We start from the raw sequence: 24826 nt of genomic DNA on the forward strand, positions 1-24826 counted from the left end.
TCGCAACCTGTGCGTACCTGTGCTGGAGGCTGGGCACCACCGTCTGCCGTACTCTCCGCTCGTATCTGGCGATAGAACTTTGTGACATGAAGAGCGGTGATGTTGTTGAGCTGCGTTCCACTCTCACCAAGGACCGAGTCTCCTCGATACACTTCAAAGCCTGTGATGCGCAATCCAGCAGATTCGCCTCGGTTTCATTGTTGCACCTCGTCCGGCCTGATGAGCCCCGTTTAGTTCAGTACAACGAGCTCCTCGCGTACAGTACAACATCGATAATTGATCGATACCTACCTAATGTGGTGAGAATATCGGATCAACTGCTGAGAAAGCCGCGCTGGTACTCACTCGATCGCGGCGCAGATGGCGCCGACATGCTAGCGAAGCTAAACGGCAGCACTAGAGGCGTGCAGCATCCGGAGAGGCACAAGCGGCGTCCGCGGTTTTTGGCTCATCAACCCAACGATCGCCGCTTTGTCAGACCAAGTGGGCGCCCTTCCGATCGTCATTGGACGGGCGCCCGCGCCACCCACTTTGCCTTGCACCGTCTCCCTTTTTCTAAAGCCGGACAGGAAGTCGTTACTAGGCAGCCTCGGCGGCCCGCGATCCTAGCCTTTTCATGCCAGCCTCATCGACATCGACTCGCAATATGAGATCGCGCCCCCCCGCCTTACCGATCGGATAGCGCTCAGTGGCATGATTGTCCCAGATCGCGACGTCGCCTTGCTTCCAACTCCAGCGCACCATGTTTCCCGGCGCCATGAGATAGGATTGCAGCCGCTCGAACAGTTTTTGGCTGGGATACCGCTGCAGGCCGACAAAGTTTTGCACTGAGCGGCCGAGCAATAGCAGGCGTTCGCCGGTTTCAGGGTGAACGCGAACGATTGGATGGACCGTTTCGTAGATCGTTCCGGACGATACATCTTCCAAGCGCTTCTTGTCCGCTTCCGTGTCGCCCTCCGTGACAGCGTAATCGAACGCGGCGCAGCGCACAGCCCAGAGGGTGTCGACAAGCATTCGTAGCGGCTCCGGAAGATCAAGATATGCAGCCGCGGTGCTCGACCAAGTCATGTGATCGCCATAAAGCGGGATCGCCGCACCGCGAAGGATCGAGATTTTTGGACGCGCGCCGTTAACGCTGTCGTCCATGTTCATCATATCCATATGGCCGGCGCCATCTGAGAGCGTTTCCCGGATCCTCAAGTCTTCGTTTGCGTCGACCGTTGTGGGATGTGGTATCAGCGAGCTGAGCCGGATGGCGAACCGCTGCTGCTGGGCGTCATCAAGATGTCCCTGATCACGGAAGAAGATGATTTTATGCTCGAGCAGCAGCTGCTTAATGGCTGCGATGACCTCGTCCGACAAATCATCGGATAGCCTGATGTTCTTTACCTCGGCGCCGAGCCGAAGCGCGTGCTTCACGATGTTTGCGCGGGGGATGATGTTGCCAATTGTCGTTGTGTTACTCATGACGGTGCCTCTGCCTATCGATGTCTAAACAACGCTCCGCGATTTGTGGTGGCGATACTGGCGGCGACGGCCAACCAGGCCATTTTGGTCAGAAGGTGCACCAATCTCCGGCGTGCTTCCTTAGCCGCACGATGAGCTAATCCAGGCGTCCGGATACAGCCCGTCATCATCCTATAATCTGACCCTGTCCGTATGTCGTTACGATCCGACGACGCGCCCTCGTGGGCAACGCCGCTCGATCCATTTGCAGCATGATCAACAACCTAGCTCTGACCTCGCAAATCATAGAGGCAATCCATGTCCAGTCCATGAAACGAAACGACCTTTCTTTTCGATCTCGAGTAACGTTCGCCTCGTCTCCGAACTCGTACTTGGAAAATCCCCGAATAACGATTGCGTCGTCACCTCACGCGACCGACGTGGCCTCATCCGCACGATGAAGAACCGAATTGGTCCGCGGCCTGCGCTCACGAAGTGGACAGGATTCTCTATCTTAGGACGTGCTTGACATATATCACTACTTATGCGAGTTGGCAATCATTTCATCGCGACTTCGAGTTGTTCAATGGCGCGCGTCTTTCGTCGGCTGGTCGATTGGATTGTTCTTCCGACTTTGCCGAGCAGGGGAGCCGCGCAAAATTCAAACGCTGCAACTCTCAGTACAGCTTAACAACGGACTCAATCCCTCGATTTTCGAAATCTGCACTCGTCACGGAATGCAGGTTGTTCGGGCGGTGACCTGCGTTTTTGGTTCTGTCCGGAGGCGTAGAGTTTCCTTACGGAGCGCAGCTTGTTTTAGCTTCCTGGCAGTTGACCGCACAGAATAGAGACAGAGCGCGGAGCGACTTCGCGCTCTCACATTGCAAGCCGCAAATTCTGGCAAGCTATTTTTGCCCCCTCACCATTGGCAGCACGGCACTGAGGCAGCGTCGGATCTAAGATCATAAGCCCGGATCCATCTTCCTAATGATCGCCCCGTCTTCCTCTCCTCTAACAACTGTAAGGCGCGTGAGCATGATCACACACGCACCAAAAATGCGCGATTTAAGAGAAGACGATGAAAGAATGCACCAGCAGCGCAACAACGCGCCCACGCGGCCGAGCATCGTGCAAGATTGCATCGCCGCAACAAAGCCCTTTCAAAACTGAGGTTCGTCACAAGCCGCAGTAAACTCCGTTGAGCTTACTTGCATGTGCAGACAAAGCTGCTTGTTAGCAGGTTGCGCCGCGCGAAATTGTGCTTTGAGTCTTGCTGGTCCGCTTGGCAGATCGGTCGCATTATGCCGCTTAAAATAACGGCTTCACCGGACGGGGCTGTTAGCAGCTTGGCTCTGAGAAGGACGCGGGGCAAAGCAGCATTCAATTTGGGCGCTCTCATAAAATTGAACGACGCCCGTGGGCGGATGATCGGCTCCTTAAGGAGCTCGGCGGAGTGGACGATGTCGCAGGAGGCTTGGGAATGGCCCGGTGGATGCTTTGGAGTGGGATTAGTGTCTCCGGTAAGGCGCAACCTATCTGGACCTGGACCAACCAATATGGCTCAACACTAAGCATCAACAGCTTTGACCAGAAAATACAGGCGCGATCTCCGGCACTATACAAACAATGCAAGCAGCAGCTGCGACGAAGGCGTGCCTCAAGCAGTGATCGGCTGGCTTGCTCAGACCAATACAGTGAACTCTGCCGGATGCGGCTCGACGACCGTTTGGACGGGGCAGCTCAATAGCGCGTCGGGCTTTCAGGGCCTATGGCTGCTCTCGCTCGCAGAGCCGGTTGCGCGGCGGCAATCAGGGTGAGACTCGTATTGCCGCATGTAGCGATGTTCCCGATAGACCTCTTGTTGCCTCATCTATTTTGCTCCCTAGCCAGGGGAGCGAAGGAAGCCGGTCGCACAACTGGTGGGCATTCCGAGCGCGCCGATGTCGCGCTCGGTCCTCGACCGAGCGCTTGCCAAGCCAACAGACCGGTGATCGGGCGTGGTCAAGGCCGCCAGCCGCCGAAGGCGGTGGCGCAGCGCGCCAGCCTTGAGCACGGCCGATCACCGGTCTACTTCACACCGCCGTTCCTTCATCGAGCAGCGGCCGGCTTTCCGGTGATGTGTCGATTACGTCGGTTTGTGCTGCGTGTTCCCGGGAGCTAAACACCAGTGCGCTTGCTTGCTCGCTGCGCCACGATTTGAGACGACGTTGAAGAGTTCGGAGTACTTTGCTCGGGTAGACACCCGGGCATTCCGCCTGAAGCTTGCACAGGAGTTCGCTGCCGGTCCGCCACGGCTCGGCCTCGAACCATTCGCGCAGCTGTGGCGTAGCCTTGACCAGCGGATCAGGGCGTTGTCGCTCTCGCTTTGGCTTCGCAGTTGGCTTGTCGGTCGGGCGGACCGACCCTTCTTCCACGCGATTCGCAAGTTCGACAAAAACTGTTCGATCGGCGGCATCGCAGTTGGATGGCTAGCTGCGGCGTCGGTGAGACTGGCCAACTTCTCCTGCACGGTTCGGATATCGCGCAGTAAGGCGACCGGATCCAGGCGGGCATAGATTTCATTGACACGGGCGCGGACGGCATCAGGTGTTCTTGCTTCGGCAACCAGCCGCTGATGTGGGGTCGCGGGGGCGCTGTAGGTTTTGTGGACACGCGCTACATCGCGCTCCTTACGGATCAATTTGAACGATGGCTGGAAAAAGTTCACGAACAAGCGGGCCGAACGATAAAGCTGCGCCAGCAAAGCAGCCGCTTCGAGCCCCTCAAATCGACGGTAGCCGACCATTCGGCGGACCACCGCGCCGTTCTTCTGCTCGACAAAGGCCTGATCGTTCTTGCGGTAGGGGCGACAGCGCGTGAAGACGATGTCAGCCTGTTCGCAATATTCTTTCAAGGTCTCATTCATGAACACGGAGTTGTTGTCGGTATCCAGCCCCAGGAGCGCAAACGGTAGCTGTTTACGAAGTTCGGTCAGAACCGTGCTCAACAACCTCTGTTCGCGCACCAGAAGTGGCGCGCATTCAGTCCAGCCGGTCGCGATGTCCGTGAGAACGAGCGTCTGGACGAAGCTGCCCCGCGCTGAAGGACCGCTGTGAGCAACAAGATCGGCCTCGACGAAACTGGGCGCAGGATCTCCCCAATCCGCTGAAGTACGAACAGGGATGCTGCGTCGCAGAGCACTTGCTACAGAGCGACGGCGCTGCCGGCCGCTTTGCTCACGAACGCTTCGAAGCGCCCGGTCGATCGTCGCCGCACTCATCGACAACAATTTGGCCCGAACCTCTGGCGTCAGGTCGATATGGCCGTGACGCTCCATCGATTCAATCAAGATCGTCAGCAGGGCCTTCAGACACTTGCCGCACACCCGGTCTGCGGCCTCCCAAAGCAGTATCAGCGCATGTCTCTCGGCGTCTTGGTAGATCCGCGCACGATTGCGACGCCCCGCTGTCTGGCCGTCAGGGTCGCAGCGCAGCAGCCGCATCGCATGCTTCCGATGCAGGCCAGTAATCGCGACGAACTCGTCGAGAATACGGCCCTTTTCGACGCGGCTCGATACCCTGTAGCGCCGCGCCAAAGCAGACTTCAATTCCTTGCGCGTCGCCATACTCAATCGCCTCATCGTTGCCCCTGCGCTCCCTTGCCATTGGGGAGCAATTTACGTGAGGCAACAACTCAGCATTCAGGAACATTTCTGGCGACGCAATGCGCTGGCGACAACGCACAATTACGTTCCAGTGGCGGCGTACGTGACCGAGAGCAGCGCGGGCGAGAAGCTCTCGAACACGAAGAAAAGCCCGAAGTGACATCAAACTCGACTTGGTTAGCTTCGATACTGAAGCAGACAGCGACCGATGGTTCACGCCGACGGGAACGATCCGCCCGGTGCATACGCGCGAGCCGAATGCTGATCGCTTGCCAGTTGCGCGCCTCCCAGGCTTGCTGACGTCATGCGCGACCAACGGGTCAACCGTCTTGACGCACTTGTTCGTGAGAGCTGCAGGATGGCGAGGCTGTGCGCGACAAACAGGATGAGAGCGAAATCTCACCTTGATCGCCGCCGCGCGGCAGCCTCTGCGATGCCGACGCTTTGCCGGTCTTCCCATCCTTTCCGCTCGCCCTGCTCCGGATCGGATAGCTGATCAGGTCAGCCGCAGCGCATTATATCACGTCAGCCCTTCGCGCTCGATCACAACGAGCCTTGAGGGCCCGCTCCGGAAGATCTTCGGCGAGTATCCAGCACTCTCCGCGCGATTCGATTCGAACTTACCACAGCGCTGCCTGCAGCAGTCGGAGGACCTCGCTCGGGCCGGTATGACCATTCGCGACAGATTGCTCAATGATTTTAATCCGTCGATGCGACATCGTCAGGCCTGATATTTCTCCCTTGAGCCTCCGGGGGCTTCCGTGCCACCTTATTCAGCTAGAATAGTTTACTCGAACTTGCGGAGGTCGCCGTCTCTGCGCACCAAATCACCCAGGTTCCTTGCGGGTTGCTTGGTGAGTCACCGGATGCCGCTATGATCCCGCTTCGCGAGACCCGCTGGCCAGTCTCTGAATTGTCTCCGTTTACGGCGACCCATGCCGTCTCGCGCGCTTAGCCGTTCCGGATCAGCTTCCACGACGGCGCTCCCTGAATGCTTCCAGTTCGCGGGCGCTTTGCTGATGGATTCGGATCGGCGGGCTTAATCCTGTTTGGATGGGCCGGTAGGTTCGGCGGCACCGCTACTTTCGGGTGAATACCGACGAGAAGCTTGCTGAGGCCACATCGAGGGAGCACTTGTCAACGCGTTCTGCCCAACTTGCCTGAGAACTTCGACGGACGTCTCGCCTCGAGAGGCGGCTTCTAGAATTTTGGAAGCGACGTGCGCTCGGATGCCGGTCTCGTGACGCGACAGCCCCTTGCAAACTTCATCCAGAATTCGACGGAGACAGGCGATGGTTTCGGAGTTGAGCATAGAAGGTCTTCTCCAATGGAGCGATGCAATGACTGCACTGCACGGCGACTTTCACGACATAAATATTATCAATGCCAATGTGAACAGCGATGGAAATTGCCATTCCTCTTTACTTAAGGTTGCATGATCATACAACGAAGAACGTCGCATCAAGTTTGATGTCTTTAACGAAGATTACGGACATACTCGGGCAAGTCGTTCCATAACCTGATGGTCTTGTCCGCGCCAAGCTGGGCCTCGCGCTTGAACATATCCGCTCGCGGCGCGTCATCAATGATCGGCGATTTATTCGATGTCGTGAACCCGACAAGCTCTGTCGATGACGCAGATGGCCCGCGTGCGCGATCCAGTTCACGTTCCGATGTCTGCGCAAACTGCATGCCCGGCTCGAGAGCGGGAGCACATCCTGAGTTAGCAGTACCGAAGAACATCACGGCTCTACTCCTGATCAAGGCTCTAGTCCCGGCGAGAGTTCAGCCTTGCCTGATTGAATTGATCAGCAAAGCCCAGCGCGGCCCGGCATGACTGGCAATCGTATCAAGGAGCGCCGCCGTCATCCGATCCTCGAAAGGAAGTCCGGCAACTCCCTTTCAGGACACTGAGTGACATGTCCTCAATATGCGGATGAGTTTACGTGGATAGTGTCGTTCCCAAAAAGATCGACTTGGACTGCCGTCGGGCGACGACCGCCGAGTTTCCATGGTAATGGCTTCCTTACAGCGTCTTCAAATACTCCAGAAGCGCTCGCCGTTCGGCGTCCGTTAATTCCGGCCCGATGACTCCAGGCGGCAGCTTCGTTATGTCGGTTTCCTTACCCTCAAAAGAATGCCCGCGATTGCTATTCCCAAGCAGCGATACGTTGAAGTCCGTCAGGCCGGCCGCGCAGGCGTCGTTCGCTCGCACTTTCGCAACAAGCCCGACGTCAACAGGATCGAATTTGCGGCTGCCAACGCAGAAAAAACTAGGCCGCCGGCCCTGCGGCAATAACATGTCCTTCAGCGTTGGCACGGACCCGTTGTGCAGATACGGAGCTGTTGCCCAAACACCGTCCAGCGGACGCGCACGGTACTGAGGTTCAAGAGCAAGGACATCTTCGTCCTTGCCGTTACGGCGCACCCGCGCTCCAATGTATGCTCGCGGGTTTTGGCAGTTCTTCCTCGGCCCCCACATCTGCTGCTTGGATTTTTCGGAAGAGTTGTTCGCGAGGTTCCATTGATCGATCGTCTTGGCCACGACATCCATCAGCGCGAGCACAAATAAGGGATTTGCCGCCCGATCGGCCGGAAGGCCGCACCCCCAGGCTTTGTTCAGGTCATCGATCGGATTGAGGCCGAGTGACTCGGGTAAGTGAACACGCCGCGTCGTCAGGACATTGGATTGCTGACGATCGGTGCCGATCACGTTCACCGGCAGCTGAGCGACGTTGAAATAGTGGCGTCCGCCGATCTCCACCCAATTCTTCTCGCCCTTGGCAGAGCGATCTGGGTTCTCCGGCTTCCAGAACGAATCGTCCGGCCACTTGGCGTCGAACGCGGGATCATTGACCGGCCCTCGGTGGCATTCAAAGCAGTGCGAGCGATAAAGATCGCGACCTTTCTCAACGAGTTTTTCGTCGATGGCCCAGGCCGGGTCGCCTCGGAACCTGTCCTGCGCATCCTTCCATCGTGGCGCGACAAGCCCGTTGAATTTCCTGCCACTTGCCTCCGCCGACGAAAACGGATCGGTACCGCGCAAAAGCTCCTCGAAACGCGCAATGTCCGAAAGATGGATGGATGATTCAAAAAGCGGCCGTCCAGGCGCGGGTGCCCTCATGTTGATTTTCGCGCTGACGCCGAGCGCTTCGCCAGAATTACGAACAAGCTCGTTGAGAACAGAGGCGTCATACTGCGCCCAAAGGAAGTACGGCGTGTCCCAGATCGGCGGAAAACTGACGGGAGCGTCGTTGCGCGCGAAGTTGCCCTTGAGGAGCGGATCTGGGAGTTCGCCGGTCGCCGGATCCAGGAAATTGGTATAGAAGACCTGGTTGCCGATCCGGTTCAAGGCATCAAGTCGGCCGAACCCCTCGTCGAGATTCGTCACGCCCTGCCCCGTCAAAAGGCTATCGTTTGCGGCCTTTTGCTTCTTGATCTTTTGAAGTGCGAGCTCCAGATCACGTCGAAGCTTCCCGCGGTCGATTCTTCGACCTTCAATGCTTTCCAGCCGGTCGGCGAAGCGTTCGAACCGCCAAGGCAAGATCAACGTATAGCCGATCGAAAGCCCAATGACTCGTTCAACCTCGCCGAGATTGACCATCGCTGGCCCACCATCGAAGCGAATGCTGACATTCTTGTACTCGAGATGACCGGTATGACAGGCCGCGCAGGTTAGTCCGATCTGATCTTCGTAGAGGCCTCCCGTTGCCGGGTCGACGCCACCCTTCAGGATCGCGAAACCTACAGGCAAACCATTTGCATTGTCAGGCGTGCTCGCTGTCCAAGTGGAGCTAACGCCCTTCGCATCCTCGTGGTAGCCGTACGCAGGTGAGCTAGCCTCAAAGTCCTTTGAGCTCGGACTTGGGATGAAACCAAGGCGTCGCAGATATTCGTTGTCGGTCAGGCTCGTGTAACGGATCGACAACTCAGGACGTTCCAGAGCCAGGAACCATCTATAGGGCACAGGAATAGTCGCCGTGCCTTGGGACGTGTGGTGGAACCAGTATCGCTGCCGCGAACTCCAATTCTGGGGCAGCCAGTATGCGCTATCGATCTTCGATGGCGCGGGCAGTGTCGCGGGCAGCAATTGCGCCACCAGATTTGCGCCATTCTTGATCTTGAGAGCCGCATCGCGAAGCTTCTCCGGTACGAAATACGCCATCCCTATTGACGCCGCCAGGACAAACACAATCGCGAACAACAGACTGACGACATGTGGCCACCGTCTCACCAGACCACCGACCCAAGAGCTGAACGAACGTGCCCCCATCCCAAATTCTCCTTAATCTCAAATGCGCCTGCCGCCGCGCGAGCGCGCCAGCCAGCAATGGCGCTTATTACTTGTTCAGCAATTGGCTATTGATGAAGGTGACGACGTCAGCGGTCTCGGCTGCCGCGCGTCGCGTTATGGTCGCGGCCGCTGGGCCACCATGCAAGAACGAGGGAAACCAACCGAAATTGCGAACATTCCACTCTTCTTTCGGTAGAACGGCTCGGTTCACCCCACGCACCGCGAAGCCTTGCACTTTCCTGGCGAGTGGCTGCGCAGTTTCGGTGTGACAGCTTACGCAGTCCGTATTGAAGAAATGACTCTTCTTCGTATCCGCAATGACATTGACGATCTCCAGGACGCGGCTATTGGGGACGTCGGCATCGATGAAATCGGCTGTCGAAACACCCTTACGATTGGCAAGGGGCAAGGGAGGATTCTGCAGCGCCGCGTGGCGACACGTCGTTGGATTCTGGTTATTCGTGACAGGCCGCGGGACCACGTGCGTCTGGCCAAGGATGCTGAACATCTGCGCGACATGAACGCCATCCAGCGTCGGGCCCGGCACTGGTATCAATCCGGCCTGCGGAACCCTTAGCATCGAGACGAAAACCCAGGGTTCTGGCGGTGAAATCCCCATGACAGCCATGGTGTTGAGGCGCTGCGGCGAGAGATGCTTTTCCAGCAAAGCTTTAACCGCATCACGAAACGGCTTTGCGGATGCACCGACAAGGCCCGGGTGCACGTTCATGTCACCGGCAGTCGAGACCTTGACATTGCCGAACTTTCCCGCCGCAAGTTGATCACGCAAAGATGCAACGTCACGAACGATTGCCTTGAAGGCTAGATCGTCAGGTTTAAATCGCGGGAATGGCGCACAACCATCGAGAGGTGGATCGGGCTCGAGGTTGAAACTGAAGATAAGATGACCGGCAGTGTCATGGACCTTGAACCCTTGGGGGCCATTGGTCACCGGCTGAATGATCAGGCGGATTTGCGGTTGCCGGCCAAACTGGGCGATGACATCAGCAGATAATCCCGGGGCTCCCGGATCGATCCGGATGCCCGCAACGAACCAGGCATCGATCTTTTTCACGATATCAGGCAGCTGAATGCGGCGCGCGCCCGAGTCCGGCACGCCTTCGCGTTCTGGATTTTCGGCATTTGCGATAAAACGCGCGAAATCCTCATCTGAGAAAAGCCGCTGCGGAGCTCCACCGGGGCCGGCGAGATCGGAAATCGCGATCAGATTGACGAGGTCTGCCGGAGCCTTGGGTGGAGGAAACAGGATGGACACATCATTGGCCGAAAGCGGCTTCGATGGCGTCTCGGCCCGGGCTGTTCCTGCTCCCGAGGCAACGGCGACGATCAGCCCCGCTGCGGACAGACTTGTAAACAGCCGACCAAGCTTTGACCGGCGGATTTCACCTTTTGCCATCGTCGGCAATTCCCCTGTAAGATTGAAAAATCGAAAGTCGGATGTAGACCGGTTTCAGCCACATAATCCCCGCACGCGGCGCGCGGCCGGGGATCAGGATGCTTACTCGCTGCCGTAAAATTTGCTCTGCAATGTCTTGAGTTTCGTCGGATGTAACGCCTCTTCAATGCAGCCGAGAAACATCTGGCTTCTTGCATTGACACGCTCCCTATCGGCTGGGCCATGCTCCATGTCGGTTTGCAACGCGCGCACGGCGATCCAGTCCTTCGACGGGTCCTTGAGTAGCTCAAACAGCGTTCGGTTCTGATAGGGATGAAGCCGAAAGTGAGCGAAAGCGACCTTGGCTGAGATCTTCGAATCACGCAGTGCGTCGGGAAGCGTGAGGAGATCAAGCCCCGCCAGTTCTCCGATCTCTTGCATTTGATTCTGCGCTTCCTGATATTGCTCGCGTCCCACTAGTTGGTACATTCCTCGTGGACGAAACAGCCAACCGTCGTCCGTTCCCACCTGGTTTCCGAACGGGTTGCCCTCGTAACCAAGAACAAAGTTGGCCAACTCCTTGGGATGGTTGAGCAATGCATCCATGCCGACGGGCGGTTTGTTCGTGGCCGCTAGGTCGGCGTTGTTCGTTTCTATTCGATCGCGCCATTTACGCGGCATTTGAGAGACCGCGCTGTAAGAGAAGTCTTCGCTGCTGCGTGTAAAGTCGGCGCTGTCGTAGGAGATTGCCCCCAGGATATAGGCCAGGATCCGCTGATCGGTCTCCTCGATGCGGTCCCATTCCTGCAGCAAGGCTTTGACCTGCTCTGCCTGGAAATATGCCATATAGCTCTTTCGATATGGCGGCACGGGTGCAGGAGCCGGCGAATGGTCCTTGATCGACTGCGCCAGCTGGTGCTCGTACGCAGACACTTTATCCTGGTGTTTCTGATAGCCGCGGTTCTGCAGCCACTTGCTCTCATAGCAGGCAAGTAACGGCTGAGGTTTGATCTTTGGAGCGGGCCTGTATTCCTGGTCTAACTCGTCAGCGTAAGCCGCCTGGGCAAGCTTGGCTTCTTTGAGCGTTTCAAAGGCGGATGCGACGGATCCGTTCAAGAGATGAAACAGCTTCACTTGCAGGCAATCGGCATTGCTCTGCTTCTTGCGGGATTGATCGAAGTCATCCTTCGGCACACAATCCCAGAAGCGGCCGCTGCTCAGCGAGATGATATCTTCAGTTTTCTGAGATAGCGTCCAGCCAAGGGGCAGGTTGTAAAACGAGCCTGTTATGTCGATTCGACCGAATGTTGGAAAGCGTTGCACGCTGGACGTTACATCGCTCGTTGGCCGACGATCGATATTGTTCGCGTGGTTGAGCGCAACATAGGTCCGAGAGCTTCGCGTGCTCAAGAGCGCGCGCACCGGCTCCATCAGCTCACCGAACATGAAAGAGCCGTGATCTCCGAACTGACCGCTCACCAGCGACAGCAGATAAATCCGGAATTTTGGCGCGTCAGAGGTGCCTTTGATGCTATTGAGCCGCTCAATCAAATCGAGCGCGGTCTCTATTCCGGAATTCTCGACATATCCGCCGTCCACCAGGCGCGCCTGCGAATTGGCGGTAATACAATCATTTCGCAACGAGACCGTCGCTGCCGGCGTCACCCATGGAAACCGCGCGCTCGTAAAGGCTGCAGCGCTAAGCGGAATCCGCAGCGAGTGGCTCTTGACAGTTTGATCGGCTCCGGTGCCGGCACGATCAAGCATCGAGAGAATACAGAGGTCTTTGTCTTTCGCGTGGAGCGGGTCGATATCGAAGGGAGAGATGACAACGCGTTTGCCGCTACCGGCATCTGTCGTGTTCAACAACAGCGCCGGCATATTGTTGGAAGGTGTCCAATGTGACTGAAAATCGGCCTTTAGCAGATTGGAGTGGTCGCCGGCGCCCTTTTGGTTCTTGAGCATTTTGTCTACAGCATTCTCCAGCGTGTACTCCAGAAAGCGCGCGCGATCAAAGCTTGGGATAGCGAGCGGAGAAAACAGCTGGGTGAAGTCGGTAAATAGAAAACCCGCAACCAAGGGCGAGAGAAAATCCGTCTCCAAGACGCTTGCAACGCGCTGTTCTATCTGCCCAGAGGCATCGATATCCTCAGCCCGGCCGACGCCGGCCAGAAAGTCGGCGATCTTCGGGCATGTCTTTGCGTCGGGAGCAATCGTATCAAGTGGTGCATTGTCGGCATGAAGCGCAGCTGCGAAGATTGCCGAGCCGACGCTCCCTCCGGAGACGCCGCTTATCGCAAACAGATGCTGCCGAAATGCCGGACAGAGATCCTGCATCCTGGCAAGAAAGCGCGCCGCATTGTTGGCCGCGTAGATGCCTCCACCCTGGGCGGCCACAATGAATACCGGATATTCTCCGAGCCTCTCGGCCTCGGCCAGGCGCGGTTTTTGCCGAAGCCAATCCCGAAATGCTTCGACTGCAGAAATGCGCGTCTCTTTTGATGGGCCGGTCGCTCTGGCAACGCTGCGCAGCCCGTGGTCATCGCCTCCGAACAATGAGGCAACCAGGAACAAGCCGCCAAACACAAAAGGTATAAAAGGAAAATTGAATCTGATCGTCAGCAGCGCAAAGTGGGTGGTGAGACCGGCCACGCACATCGTAAAGAAAGCGATTACGCCGAACGATCCGACGAATTGTGCAAGCCTGTCCGGAAACAAAACGAACCCGGTCGTTAACAGGGCGATGCCGCCGATCGTGAGCGCGAGAAATCTATAGCGGATGAAATAGGCGATGTTCGCCCGGTTCGCGAGTGCGGCCGAGCGGTCTTTTGATCCCATCCGCCAACCGAATACGACAAACAAGGCGAGCAGGATCAACATGACAAGCGCAAGGATGAGCAGCACGTTCCGCTCGAACGCGAGCGCTTGGTCCTGAATGCGGAAGATGCTTCCGACTTCCTCGACCTCGCCGATCTTTTCAGCCGGCCGCGAGGCGAGTTGACCTGCCGTCGCGGCGACGATCGGCAGCGCTCCGAGCACAACAGGTGCAGCTTTGATAAAGAACGCCGAGCGCCCCTTAGCGGGCCGGATATGAGGCAGGGTTGCGGCGGTAAGCTGAAAAGCGGCCGCCCAGATCGTTAGCGCAATCACGCCGACGGCGACAAACTCCTTGAGCATTACCCACCCGATGTCGTCAGCGGCTATCCGGTAGAGCTCCTGAATCTGATCTGGCAAGTACAGCAAAATTGAAATGACCACCGAAAGGACAGCAATCCACCGGAGGTTGCGCAACAATGTAAAGAGCTGATCGCGCAAAGTCATCGCGTCAAGTTCCCATACTGTATATCGGAGATAGTCCTGAGCGAGAAAATAGGCCTGGATTTTAGAAACTCGTGCCAGCCCTCGTCTAAGGCATTGCGTGATAGATAGCGGGCGGCCCGCAACAAATTGACGGGAGATCTCCTATCGGGCACCGCATTGAAAATTGAGAACATAACCTACAGTAGTGGTGCGATTTATCGAACATTCTTTTGAATCGTCAAGAGATTTTCGATGCTGAGGATCAAGACCCGTGATGTCGGCGTTTTGCACTGTGGATCCACCTACTCGCGCACTTTTTCTTCATTCATTCGCCTAGAACGCAATAAACCCGCATGGCCAGCTCGATCTCATGATCGGCCCTAATGGACCTCGGATCATCATCATTCGATATGGGCTTCAACACTTGGCATTCGCAGCGCGTCAGGCAATCTGCTACTTTATTGAGGCCTCGCGACCTCACGCCGCTTGAGCTCACCGATCCGCAACTTGCTTAATCCAGCCACTGGGACACATGACGTCGGTTCGTCCTGGTTCGTTCCGGGTCGCCACCAGCACATCCGCGGTGCTAGACGTCGGATTTGTCTCGGCCGCTGCCCGACTGAACGTTCGAGACTGTTCCTGACGTGCCGGTAGTAGACTGCGGAGTCCTCGATCCGACAGTTCCGCCTAACGAGCTCGGCTCGCGGCCGGGATGACGTGGGCTGGATCCGGCTGCACGCCTCGTACTTCCCGGGAGCAGGTCGCAATCGACGACAAATCTGAAGGAAAGCGCTGCCTTTCTCCGGCGCGAGCCCGGGTGTCAGTCACTCCAAACGACTGATACGCCGTCGGATGATATTTCGATCCGACGCAGGACTTTCGCGCTGTAGTTCAACTTCCTACCTGCAGTGCCCCCGCATCGCCGCGCTTCATGGATACGGTAGTCTACTTAGTCGTCGCGGTGTTCTTGCGCTGGAGATATTCATTCCATCAGTAGCTGCTCGGTTGGTGGCTGTGCCCCTAGTGGTGATGAAACGGGTCACGACTTGAGTCGACGCCAAGCATCTGGAGACGGAGGACAGCCGTCGAGAACTAGCCGAAATTGACGTGTCATTGGAACCGTCGAGCGTATGCGTCGTGGATGCCCCGGGGTAAGATCCTGAAGGAAGCGAAGGTCGCGAGCGAACCCGACGCCTTAATTGAGTTCTTAGAAGCGCTTGGGTTTGCAGTGAAGCGGATCGGGCTGAAGGCTGGCCGCTGCCGCAATGGCTGCATGCCGGGTGAAAAGAGCAGGATTCGTAACGGTTCGGCTCGAACGCGGCATGTGAGAGCCGCATTGTCTGCGTGACAGTGGAGACTGATCGCAAGGATTCGCGCGGGATCGCAGTTAATCCGGATGGGATGGTTCCGGCCCGTACACGCAAAGCCGATCCGATGCGCAGGAGATCCGGACCCTCCTGATCGCACGCAGCTTCTCGGGCGACTGATCGACGTGAAGTTGAGTATCCGCGGGATTTTGCGTGGCTTTGGCTGAAGGTTGGCCCGGTGACGCGGAACAATTTCGAAGCGCGGATCCGAGAGCTAGTTGCAGGTCAGGCGACATTGGAGTGCATTGCTACGGCGATGCTTTCGGCGCGATCTGCCTTGGAGGCAGACGGAAGATTACACAAGACTGTGCTGGCAATTGTGCGTGACGATGCGGTTTGTCGCCGGCTCATGACAGTGCCGGACGTTGGTCCCCTGGTAGCTGTTACCAACAAATCGGCGATTGATGATCCTCATCGCAACCTAAACTCGAAGGCAGCAGGCGCGCTGTTCGGACTCACGCCAAAGAAATACCAATCGGGAGAAAAGGACGTCACGGGCGGAATACCACCGCATTAGTCGGTCACGAAGCAGAGATTCTTGATGGCCGCGATCATGTAGTTATGAACGCTTCTTCTTGGATTCTGGCTGCCCTTTGTCTGTTCCGGATTAGTTCCGGTGGCTATCTCACCGAAGCGACACTTTGCTGTTCAGACGCATGACCCAACCGATCAAAGTTGGTAGTTAAATGGCGGTTCCGGTCGGGACAGCACGACGGCTAAATACGCCAACGCGGCGAGTTGCGCGGCGGCTAATAGAATAAGCAAGCCATCAGTGTAGTAGGGAAAGTATTGCATCACATCCCGCACCGAACCACTACCACTCACTCTCTTGCTGATCGCGAAGCAAGAACGATCCGAACAGGGCGCTTGATGGGCCTTAATCCGACTAGCCACGAAGGACTGGTCAAGCGGCGTCGGAGAATCCCAACGGTGAATTCTGCTATCTGCATACCTGCTTGCAAACAAAATGTTCGCTGCGATCAAGAACAATGCAAAAGAAACCAACGTGACCCAAGAGATCATTCGGTTGCGGTTGTTGGTCGCCTCGAAGGTGGTGTTGGGCGGTATGAAAATAGCCAGGTGCCTCGCCTTGGCAAGGCTGATATAGCGCCCCAATGCGAAGGTGAGAGCCGCTCCAACGAGAAGCGTTAAGGCCCAGCCAAAATATCCCCTCGTGATCAGCACACCTTCGTCGGGACCGTTTCGCACGAAATAGGCCCATCCCACAGCGAGCGGGATGAACGAATGGCCGACCCACGTCCAAAACCTAGCTAACGGCAACATGGCTCCTCACAGCATCCATCGGCGAGCATTGTCGCATTTCTGCTGACAGGCCTAACGACCCGCGCTTACGGAAGCAGTTTGCATCCTGCGGCAACAGGGGTAAAGTGTCGCGCTATTGCAGGGGGTGGCTATGCCGGTCCTCAACCGTGTTTTATTTGCGTTCCTCGTACTGCTATTGCCACTCGGCTGTCATTCGGCAGCAGCTCTTGAAACGCCTGAGCTATATATTTCCGACTTCGTAGCAACCCCGAATGCTTCCGGAGTGCCAGTTACTGTTGCAGGCAAGATTTATCTCAGCGTCAACATGACTTTGCGCGCGAGTCCTGTATTACGAATACATGCGCGCACAGATCTCGCTGATCTACAGCGTAAGATGCCAGCAATTGTAAGTACGATAAAGTTGCCGAATGAGAACTGTAAGAGCTTTAGCGCTAATAATCCTATCGTCACTCTAAGCAATACAACCCTATCTTTTGTTGATGGCCAAGCGGTATTTCATGCCGACGGCAATGTTGCTGTTTGGGATTGTCGCGAGAATCCAATTCCAAATTCAAAGGCCGACATGTGTATGCAAAAGATCGGGCCGTTAAAAACAAAAGTCCCTTGCCTCACCACTTGGCCTGGCGACCCCATTAAGGACAAATTAGGTAGCCAGTCATTTTCGGTCGATATTCCATTTGGACTTAAGCTAAGCGAAGGCGGCGCCGCGGCTGAACTTGTGCCTGGGGAGGCTCGCATGAACTTAGGAGGCCAGTACGTTGAAATAACCAAAGCAATACTGCGGACGTTCCAGATCGACCTCAATAGCAAATTGAACGATGCGATTCGTAGGGCTGTGGACCGAAAGGCAATTACCGCAGCTATTCCGAAAGAATATCTGGACGCAGGTCTTTCGTTCAGCAAAGCCTCATTTGTCAGAAACGACGAGGGATCACTGGGCCTAGATGTTCATGCAGATTTGAAGGTAACGAAGCAAGCCGCAAAAACGGCCGCACGGCTTCTATACGACGAGGCCAAGAAGAAGCTGGGTTTCTGATCGCCTCGCGTTCGTACCGCGATGTTGTTGCAGGCTCCTGCTACGCCGAGCACTCACCAGCTCTAGGGCCGGGTGAAAGAGACACACATCACTCGACTAGCCTGGCAAATCATTTTCGTCGGACATCGCCCGAATTCCCATTGTGCCTTAGTCTTACTGCGTCACAAACGGTGGTCTGTGGAGTGGGCGAACTTGGTTGCACAACCAGGACACCTCGACAGCGTTCGGACCAGCCCTTGTTCGAGCCGCCGTCGCATCGTCGTAATCGAATTTGGAATGTGACGTTCGGTCCGAAGCGGCAGAACCGCGGGGTCTGTAATCCGCGGAAACGCGAGCGAGCGGGATCGGCCGGGGGCGCCGAGTGCCTGAGGGGGGAATCGTCTCCCGCTCGGAGGTCAGGAATCCGTAGGCTGCAATGCACATCGTTGCGTGATGATGGAAGCCGCGCCAGCCGCGTCCCTCGAAGTGGCCAAGCCCGACCTCCTGCTTGAGTTCCTGATAGTCGCGTTCGATACGCCAGCGCAATATAGCCGTCTCAACGAGAGACCGGAATGCCACATCCTCCGGCAATGTCGAGAGCCAGTATTTGGTAGGCTGGTCCTCGCCTTTCGGCCATTCGATCAGCAACCATTCCTCCAATCGCTGGCTGGTTTGCCAATAGTCACGGTGCGCGGCACGGACCCGCACGCGCGCAAAGCGCGAGCTCAGCTTTTCGTTCGCTCCTTGCCGCCACGTGATGGTGCGCCAAGCTTTGGCCGGCAGGCCGATTGCGAGCGCTTTGACGGCGGCCGGCTGATGCTGACGGTTGCGGCGCATCAGTTTCGGTGGACGGCCGCAGCCCGACCATGGCTTCGGCGGCAAGGGACCGGTGCCGGGCGCCCATACCGTTGTGCTCGACAGAAGACCCGCCACATAGGTCAATCCCAGCGCCGTGATCTCCGCGCGCAGATCGCTGTTGTTGCCATAGCCCGCGTCCATCAGCACGACACCACGCGGAAGGCCGGTCGCGCAGGCCCACCGCAACTGCTCCAGCGCGATCTCCGGCTTGGCCGACTTCGGCAGGAATGCCCACCTTGCGCCGCCGATCGCAATCCTCAGTCCATTCCTTCGGAAGATAAAGGCGATAGGCAACAGGCAGGCTGGCGTGGTGATTGGCAATCGATAATGACACCGCCACCTGGCAATTATCCTGCTTGCCGAGCTGCCCGCAATATTGCCGTGCAACTCCAACCGAATGTCGCCCCTGCTTGGGAAATCCGGTGTCATCGATGATCCAAGCTTCGATCGGGCCCTGGCGTTCGATCGCCGGCAGGACCATCTCTCGTACCTTGCCCAGCACCTTCTCATCCGACCAGGCGCCGCTGCCGACGAAATGCAGCAGCGATTGATGTTGGGCGGCCGTCCGTTCCGGAGCCGTCATCGCCGCCATTGGCTCCACGCTCTTACGACCGCCACAGGCCATGAGGCCGACGCAATAGTCGCGCAGCGGTGCCTTCCGATCAGCATGACCGATGACGCTGGCAAGCCCTTCCAAATACGCCGCAAATCGCATCTCACTGGTCTTGGTGCCACGCCCGCTCATGTCGGCCTTCCCGGTTGATGGTCCATGCTTCGACCATCGCTGATTCCGGCCGGCCAAAGCCTGCGGTTTTGTGACTCAGTCAGACTATGGACCGGCCCAGGAACATATCGTCCTGCACTCCGGCGCTGGGCTCGCCGCCTGTGGAGATCGTTTCAGGATTCGCCACGTGGCCCTCGCGGCCGCGGGCGCGGGGATGCTGATTCATGGCCGGCCGACATTCAGTGCCCGTTGGCACAGCGGACAAACGCGCGCCCAGCGAGGCAATGCGCAAACTCGTGCGCGCCCTTGCCCGCGCCGCAGCGATAGCCGCGCAGAATCAGCAGAACCGTCAAACCAGTGCAGGCGATGATGATGAGAGCGGCGATCTACACAAGGTTTAGTGACAAGGAAAAGCAGACCGCCAAGTCGATCGAGGATCAGGGATCTTCGTCAACCTCTTCGCCGACGAGGAAGGTGAGGGCTTCAGCCTGATCTGGTCCCGTCCCAGCCGTCGCAACGGCGACTGACCCGATCCACAATGCCTCGCCCGGCTGGTCCGGGCGGGGCATTACCTTGCGCAGGAGCCGGGCCGCGATCTTGCGGCAGCGGGGCACCCCCGACCATGCGAGCTTCGCAGGACGGACGCACCGATTCCCTCAAGGAGCTTTAGTCGCAAGTAACCGAGGGCGCGTCGTCGTGCTTGAGGTGTCGCTTTCGGACATTGTAACTCACCAGCCAGATCACGCCGACCGCGATCGGCACGAAGGCTGCAGTCAGGAACGAGGGCTCTACTCGCAGTCCGACATCATGCGCGCCCTTGGCAAGATAGCTAAACAGGCTGACCACATAATATCCTATCGCCCCGACCGACAATCCTTCGACCGTGCACTGCAGCCGAAGTTGCTGTCTCGCGCGCTCGTTGATAGCCTGCAACAGGTCACGATTCTGTCGTTCGATTTCGACGTCGACCCGGGTTCGCAACAGATCGGCGGCGCGCGCGAGCTTGACCGACAGAGTCGCCTGGCGATCCTCCACAGTTGCGCAGGTTCGCATCGCCGGCGCCATGCGGCGTGCCAGAAACGACGACCAGGTTGGATAGCCCGAGACATCGTTGCCTTCAATGATGGATAGTCGCGATTGGACCAGCTCGTTATAGGCCCTGCTGGCGCCGAATCGAAACAGGCTGCCGGTCGCGCCTCTTTCGAAGGATGCGGCCAGAGCCGTCAGCTCGGCAAGCAGATGGTTGTTGAACTGCAGCCCCTCACCGCTTTGCATTTTCTCGAGCGCCTCAACAAGACGGCGGTCGATGCGATCAACAGATGGTGCAAGCTCAAGGGCCGCCGACAGGCCAAGCAGCGCTAATGGACGGTAGGTCTCGATTTCCAGGAGCCGTTGCACCAGCGCTCCGAGATCGTGCGACGTCAACCCGAGGTCGCAGACGAGGATTTTCGTGAAGCCTTTTTCGTCTACGCGGAAGTCTGAAGCGGCAACGGCTGCGCCGCTCTTTGTGGCAACCATGGCCAGGCTGTTCTTGTCAAAAATCTGTTCGGCCCGCCTGGTCGGCGAGGCGTCCCGCTCCACTTCTAGCCTGATCGCGACCAGCAACTGTCCGGTCTGACGTAACGCGCGGACCAGCGATCGGACGGTGCCATCAACTTTGTCAAAATGGTCTGCGGCAGAACAATTTGCGTTAGTCCAGATCCAGGTGAATGTTGTAAATTCCGAATGCTGCTCCCAGCGTAGCGTAGCGGGCCCGATGACAATCTGATGAAGTTTCGCTGATTGCTCAGGCGGCGTAAGATTGCGATCGAGGCAAAAATCGATAAAACGGCAGCGATCGCTTGTGGCCGCCTCGCCCTGTGCAAGAAAAGCGAAGTGGATCACGCTGAAGGGCGAAACAAGGCGCGTGAAGGGGCGCGCGTGCACTTCGCCGAGCACAGCGTCGCGTTGCGGATGTGGCGTGAAGGTTCGCAGATCCAGTTCATCGATCATGTATTGACGCCTCACTTCAGGGTGAGCAGGCAACCGTCAGCCTTGACGCGGGAGGCAATGGCGGTGCTGGGAAACGGCTGCGCGCGGCTAGGTTTCTGATCGAGTCATGTCGACGATCACTACCGAGGCCGCCTTGAACTCGGGAAAGAGGTCTTGCGGGAGGAAGGTCAGGCCAGGCAGATTGAGATGGATCCGCCTCATCCAGCTTTCGAATGACGCCATCAACGTATGGTCCGGTGTCTATGGCGAAATGCCGGCATTGTGACGCAATAGGTGTAGCGGTGCGCCAGCAAGCCGTTCCGCGACCTTGGCGGTGGCGCGCGGCACCGTTCGACGAATGCCTAGATTTACGTGGACATGGTTGTCTGTCTCCGAATCCCACCGACATCGCCCGCCACCGAAGGGGTGCCGCGTGCAAGTGAAGATACGCCGGCCCTCTTCTGAAAGCAGTTTTCCGGTGGGATAACCGATGCCGCGCGAGGCCGTGGCAAGCAGGAACATCTTCCGTTCTCCCAGCGTGGTACAGATAAACGACCTCCGGTGCGGCAAGCGCATTGTCGATTGACGGATCGAGGCCCAAACTCGACTCCCATCTTGTTGCCGGCGCCAAACTTCCTGGCGCCGAGAGCCGGTGCAGGATTTGGGCCAGTACTATAGAAGGGGCGCTCTCGCGTCTTTTTTACGCAATGTGGCTTTCGAAGACAGTCGGAGGCGGGTTTCAGACATAAGCACGCTTGTATTCTGACAGAATGCGCACGTGGCACAGGCCACAGGGAAGGGGCTGTTTTCGGCAAGGTGATCGCTCGCCCGGCCGCTGCCATTATTTGAGCGGCCACGCTCTGGTTGGATTTGTCGATGCAGCCGAAAGAAGACGGGCTAGTCTTTCTTCGCAAGCACCACGGGCTTTCCAACATCATCCTCAAAGAGCTGACTCTGAAGCTGGATCGTGAGGGGCAACGCCGCACCTTTTACGGTCTGCGGCATACTACATCTGCTTTCGCCTCATGGAAGGCGCCGACGTTTATCAGATCGCCAAGAACTGCCGGACCAGCGTGCAGATGATTGAGGATTTCTACGCCTCGCATATTGAGAGCATGGTCGATCCGGCGGTCGTCAACGTCCGGCGCCCCAGAGAAGCGCACAAAACGCAAAAAAGCTCTGCAATCGTCGGAGAATCCGCTATAGCAATTCTGCGTTGGCTTACGGGCACTTCAGCCCGCTAGAATGGCGCAACGCGGGCGTGGCGAAATTGGTAGACGCAAGGGACTTAAGCATTTGAGTGCCCCCGGGGAAACCCGAGGTGCAGAACTGCCCAAACTCGGGGAAACCGGTAACAGGCAATCCCGAGCCAAGCGCGCCGTTCGAACGAACGGCTCGAAGGTGTAGAGACTAGACGAGCAGCACCTAAAGCGCGAAGCGCAACGGTGAAGGTATAGTCCAGACCACAAACTAGCCGGACGTGCGAACGCGCCCAGGCGAGGCGACGAAAGTCGTAGTGGTACGAAAATCCCTCGGCTCGAAGAGCTGTGCCGGTTCGAGCCCGGCCGCCCGCACCATCCCACAATGTTGAGAGCCTCCGACAAGTTGTTCTTTTCGGTGACATGGGCAGCAAGCCCAAGCAGCCATTGCGGCTTGCCGGCCCGATCCAGCAACGGCTCGGCTCGGGCGCAAATCCTGCGCATCGGACGTCAGCTTTTCGACGAACAGACCAACGCGCCCATCATCGATGAGCAAATCCTGACCGGGATAAACGGCTGCGAATATTTCCGGATGAGGCTGCGGGATCGACTGCTTCCCGCCCGTCCTTTCGCTTAGTGTGAAGCAGACGGTCTCGCCGGCATCCAGCGCGAGCTTGCCTTCATCGAGCCGGCCAACGCGGATCTTCGGGCCTTGCAGATCCTCTAGCATGCCGATCGGTCGATTGAATTCCCGCTCGAGCGCGCGGATGGAGGCGAGCACGCTGGCGTGATCGTCATGGGTCCCCTGGCTGAAGTTCAGCCTGAAAGTATCAGCCCTCGACTTAGGTGACGAGGTTGCCGGGCCGACGCTTGCGACGATCTTAGCATCGCGTGAGCGGCGCATCGTGCCCCTCCAGCTTAGAAGATCATAATTGTATGAAGCCCGGCAGGGCTGTTCATAAGGTGTTTAAGTGGTGCTGGTTGACCATGCGCATCCTTGCTTTGCCGCTGGTCCGTCGACGCAGGGCGAACAGGAGAGAACACTCGGCTTACACTCCCGATGCCGCCGCGGGCTGCCCTTGTCGCGCCGACCGCACGATGCTGTCGATCGCGCGGTAGGCGAACACAATTGCCGGCCCGATCGTAATGCCTGCCCCAGGAGAGATTCCACGCATCGGAGAGGTCATATCATTGCCGCAGGCATAAAGACCTGCGATCGGCCCCCATTTCCATTCAGGACCCGTCCCTCTGCATCCCGCTTCTATATGTGTTAAAGAAGAGCTTCACCTGTGTGGCTGTGCGTCCGATCGATGCCCGAGAGAACAACACGCTGGTCTGTACGAAGGCGATGGTGCGAGCGGTCGTAAAGGATTATGCGACCGTCGAAGGATTTATCCGCGTTTATCCGACCGAACTTGATCCCCCCAGGTCTTTCTATCGTCCGCGTGGTCGACTTCGACAGCTGCCTGATATCATTCAAACGAGCCGCCGAGAAACGCACCTTCCGGGACGACCGAGGGTCCTTCTTTTACTTATATTTGCGCGGTTTCACCTTCGTATAACACTTAGCGATCGCTCGGTTTGCTCGACGAGTATGGGCCTGATCGGCAATAGCGGCACATAATCGCGACTCCACATACAACCGCAGCGTGGGCATCATTCCGTCATTCTCCCGAAGTCCGGGAATGCGAGCACAGTGACACGCTCCTCGCAACCGTTGACGCTTAGGGCGTCGAGATCAATCCACGAGCTGTTGCAACTATCCATCGGTTGCCCCAACGCACGATAGAATTGATTCGCCCGATACCCGGGACCACGTCGCCCCGTGCTGCCATTCGAATCCCATCGGGGCCTTCGAGCACCGCCGTTCCGCCGCGAACGTCAAGGACTGTCCAACCCCCAATAGTCGTTGGTCTTGTCTCAGGAACCGACAGGAGCGGCCCCGCAGGCGCGAGCGAGCCGGTCACAGACATGTCCGTCTCCACAGCAGAGGAAGCTTGATTCGAAACTTCCGCCGATTGCGCCGCACTCGACGCTTTGGCGACAGGCTTCGGAGCAAGGCTCGCGCTGACTGTGGAGGGCTGACCTAAACCAGACGGTGCTCGCGAGCCTGATGCTGATGCTACCTTTCGGGCGCTTTCGGCCTTACCGCCTGACTTTCTGTCAGGCATCGGGCGCGAAGCCGTATCTATCTGAGCAATTGGGTTGACAGCCGAGATAGTTGCAGGACCGTACAAAGCCCCAGCCCATCCCAATCCGAAGCCCCCAGCCAACGCGGCCACGAGGAGCCAAATGGTGCGATTTGGATGGCCGCTTGGCTCTAATAGCG

At 57.5% G+C, this 24826-nt stretch carries 12 protein-coding genes and 5 pseudogenes; 7 read left to right on the forward strand and 10 right to left on the reverse strand.

Features of this window, described 5'->3' with window-relative positions; translation table 11 throughout:
- Positions 1-579: 579 nt before the first annotated feature.
- Positions 580-1467, reverse strand: a complete 888-nt coding sequence (locus tag ACSKB8_RS03580; protein WP_438102541.1) for a TauD/TfdA dioxygenase family protein — start codon at positions 1465-1467, stop codon at positions 580-582.
- Between the two features lie 1014 nt (positions 1468-2481).
- Between ACSKB8_RS03580 and ACSKB8_RS03585 the strand changes: the two genes are divergently transcribed.
- Positions 2482-2616 carry a hypothetical protein gene (locus ACSKB8_RS03585; RefSeq protein WP_438102543.1) on the forward strand — a complete coding sequence of 45 codons (135 nt, stop codon included), beginning with the start codon at positions 2482-2484 and terminating at the stop codon, positions 2614-2616.
- A gap of 902 nt (positions 2617-3518) precedes the next feature.
- Here the strand turns inward: ACSKB8_RS03585 and ACSKB8_RS03590 are convergent.
- Positions 3519-5065 (reverse strand): annotated as a pseudogene (locus tag ACSKB8_RS03590) (ISNCY family transposase).
- 40 nt (positions 5066-5105) lie between these two features.
- On the opposite strand from ACSKB8_RS03590, the gene ACSKB8_RS03595 reads away from it, so the two are divergent.
- Both ACSKB8_RS03595 and ACSKB8_RS03600 read left to right on the forward strand, forming a co-directional pair.
- Positions 5106-5249: a hypothetical protein gene (locus tag ACSKB8_RS03595; RefSeq protein ID WP_438102545.1), complete on the forward strand. Its 144-nt coding sequence runs from the start codon at positions 5106-5108 to the stop codon at positions 5247-5249.
- A 1132-nt stretch (positions 5250-6381) separates the two neighbouring features.
- On the forward strand, positions 6382-6528 hold the full coding sequence (locus ACSKB8_RS03600; protein WP_438102547.1) for a hypothetical protein: 147 nt from the start codon (positions 6382-6384) through the stop codon (positions 6526-6528).
- A 37-nt stretch (positions 6529-6565) separates the two neighbouring features.
- Here the strand turns inward: ACSKB8_RS03600 and ACSKB8_RS03605 are convergent, their stop codons facing one another.
- From ACSKB8_RS03605 to ACSKB8_RS03620, 4 genes are all read right to left on the reverse strand, one after another.
- On the reverse strand, positions 6566-6835 hold the full coding sequence (locus tag ACSKB8_RS03605) for a hypothetical protein (RefSeq protein ID WP_438102548.1): 270 nt from the start codon (positions 6833-6835) through the stop codon (positions 6566-6568).
- 280 nt (positions 6836-7115) lie between these two features.
- Positions 7116-9254 carry a di-heme-cytochrome C peroxidase gene (locus ACSKB8_RS03610; protein WP_438102550.1) on the reverse strand — a complete coding sequence of 713 codons (2139 nt, stop codon included), beginning with the start codon at positions 9252-9254 and terminating at the stop codon, positions 7116-7118.
- Positions 9255-9429: 175 nt separating this feature from the next.
- Positions 9430-10800 (reverse strand): hypothetical protein, encoded by a 1371-nt coding sequence (locus ACSKB8_RS03615; protein WP_438102551.1) that lies wholly within the window; start codon positions 10798-10800, stop codon positions 9430-9432.
- A 102-nt stretch (positions 10801-10902) separates the two neighbouring features.
- Positions 10903-14100 (reverse strand): hypothetical protein, encoded by a 3198-nt coding sequence (locus ACSKB8_RS03620; protein WP_438102553.1) that lies wholly within the window; start codon positions 14098-14100, stop codon positions 10903-10905.
- A 1044-nt stretch (positions 14101-15144) separates the two neighbouring features.
- On the opposite strand from ACSKB8_RS03620, the pseudogene ACSKB8_RS03625 reads away from it, so the two are divergent.
- Positions 15145-15951 (forward strand): annotated as a pseudogene (locus tag ACSKB8_RS03625) (transposase); the annotation flags it as partial.
- A gap of 164 nt (positions 15952-16115) precedes the next feature.
- Here the strand turns inward: ACSKB8_RS03625 and ACSKB8_RS03630 are convergent.
- Positions 16116-16730: a hypothetical protein gene (locus ACSKB8_RS03630; protein WP_438102555.1), complete on the reverse strand. Its 615-nt coding sequence runs from the start codon at positions 16728-16730 to the stop codon at positions 16116-16118.
- 130 nt (positions 16731-16860) lie between these two features.
- Here ACSKB8_RS03630 and ACSKB8_RS03635 point away from each other — a divergent pair, with 130 nt between their 5' ends.
- Complete coding sequence (locus ACSKB8_RS03635; protein ID WP_438102557.1) at positions 16861-17766, forward strand: hypothetical protein; 906 nt, start codon at positions 16861-16863, stop codon at positions 17764-17766.
- Positions 17767-17919: 153 nt separating this feature from the next.
- Here the strand turns inward: ACSKB8_RS03635 and ACSKB8_RS03640 are convergent.
- Positions 17920-19348: pseudogene (locus ACSKB8_RS03640) on the reverse strand (IS701 family transposase).
- Between the two features lie 422 nt (positions 19349-19770).
- On the opposite strand from ACSKB8_RS03640, the pseudogene ACSKB8_RS03645 reads away from it, so the two are divergent.
- Positions 19771-19854 (forward strand): annotated as a pseudogene (locus ACSKB8_RS03645) (DUF736 domain-containing protein); the annotation flags it as partial.
- Between the two features lie 139 nt (positions 19855-19993).
- Here the strand turns inward: ACSKB8_RS03645 and ACSKB8_RS03650 are convergent.
- Positions 19994-21319 (reverse strand): DUF3422 family protein, encoded by a 1326-nt coding sequence (locus ACSKB8_RS03650; protein WP_438102558.1) that lies wholly within the window; start codon positions 21317-21319, stop codon positions 19994-19996.
- 1004 nt (positions 21320-22323) lie between these two features.
- On the opposite strand from ACSKB8_RS03650, the gene ACSKB8_RS03655 reads away from it, so the two are divergent.
- Positions 22324-22542 carry a hypothetical protein gene (locus tag ACSKB8_RS03655; protein ID WP_438102560.1) on the forward strand — a complete coding sequence of 73 codons (219 nt, stop codon included), beginning with the start codon at positions 22324-22326 and terminating at the stop codon, positions 22540-22542.
- 457 nt (positions 22543-22999) lie between these two features.
- Here the strand turns inward: ACSKB8_RS03655 and ACSKB8_RS03660 are convergent.
- Positions 23000-23401 (reverse strand): annotated as a pseudogene (locus ACSKB8_RS03660) (pyruvate kinase); the annotation flags it as partial.
- Positions 23402-24826: the final 1425 nt, after the last annotated feature.

Source organism: Bradyrhizobium sp. BR 1432 (assembly GCF_051547705.1).
GTDB classification, from domain to species: domain Bacteria; phylum Pseudomonadota; class Alphaproteobacteria; order Rhizobiales; family Xanthobacteraceae; genus Bradyrhizobium; species Bradyrhizobium zhanjiangense.

Coding starts and splice junctions, on each gene's coding strand:
- ACSKB8_RS03580 (WP_438102541.1), bottom strand. CDS start 1,467: ATGAGTAACACAACGACAATTGGCAACATCATCCCCCGCGCAAACATC.
- ACSKB8_RS03585 (WP_438102543.1), top strand. CDS start 2,482: ATGATCACACACGCACCAAAAATGCGCGATTTAAGAGAAGACGATGAA.
- ACSKB8_RS03600 (WP_438102547.1), top strand. CDS start 6,382: ATGGTTTCGGAGTTGAGCATAGAAGGTCTTCTCCAATGGAGCGATGCA.
- ACSKB8_RS03610 (WP_438102550.1), bottom strand. CDS start 9,254: ATGGCGTATTTCGTACCGGAGAAGCTTCGCGATGCGGCTCTCAAGATC.
- ACSKB8_RS03615 (WP_438102551.1), bottom strand. CDS start 10,800: ATGGCAAAAGGTGAAATCCGCCGGTCAAAGCTTGGTCGGCTGTTTACA.
- ACSKB8_RS03620 (WP_438102553.1), bottom strand. CDS start 14,100: ATGACTTTGCGCGATCAGCTCTTTACATTGTTGCGCAACCTCCGGTGG.
- ACSKB8_RS03630 (WP_438102555.1), bottom strand. CDS start 16,730: ATGTTGCCGTTAGCTAGGTTTTGGACGTGGGTCGGCCATTCGTTCATC.
- ACSKB8_RS03635 (WP_438102557.1), top strand. CDS start 16,861: ATGCCGGTCCTCAACCGTGTTTTATTTGCGTTCCTCGTACTGCTATTG.
- ACSKB8_RS03650 (WP_438102558.1), bottom strand. CDS start 21,319: ATGATCGATGAACTGGATCTGCGAACCTTCACGCCACATCCGCAACGC.
- ACSKB8_RS03655 (WP_438102560.1), top strand. CDS start 22,324: ATGGAAGGCGCCGACGTTTATCAGATCGCCAAGAACTGCCGGACCAGC.